This window comes from Blautia sp. OM07-19, assembly GCF_003481595.1.
Lineage (GTDB): Bacteria > Bacillota > Clostridia > Lachnospirales > Lachnospiraceae > Blautia_A > Blautia_A intestinihominis.
Genome location: NZ_QULA01000002.1, coordinates 1 through 403, shown reverse-complemented (window position 1 = coordinate 403; position 403 = coordinate 1). Strand labels below are relative to the sequence as shown.

At 40.4% G+C, this 403-nt stretch carries 1 pseudogene; it reads left to right on the top strand.

The window, feature by feature from the left end:
- Nucleotides 1-403, top strand: a pseudogene (locus tag DXC01_RS20480) (RNA-guided endonuclease InsQ/TnpB family protein); the annotation flags it as partial.

The following is a 403-nucleotide window of genomic DNA, read 5'->3' as shown; positions in this document are numbered from 1 at the left end:
TTTATGTCCTGAAAAAGACTGGAGGGATCAAAGAGCCAAATCCGCCCCGTTTTAAACAGGATAATATACCGGTCACATACATGCAGATGGGGATCCGGCATGAGAAAGGTTCAGACCAGCTGCGTCTGTCTCTGTCAAAGGATCTGAAAAGCTACATGGAAGAAACATATGGGATCCATGAAAAATTTCTATATCTTGAAAATAAGATTTTCAGGAACATGGATCATATAAAACAGCTGCGGATCTATCCACCGGAAAACGGAAAATGTGACCTTATCGTTATCTATGAGATTGAAGAGCCGGAACAGCTTTCTCAGAATGGACATTATTTATCTATTGATCTTGGACTTCATAATCTGATGACCTGTTATGATTCTGGAAATGGCAGGGCTTTTATTCTGGG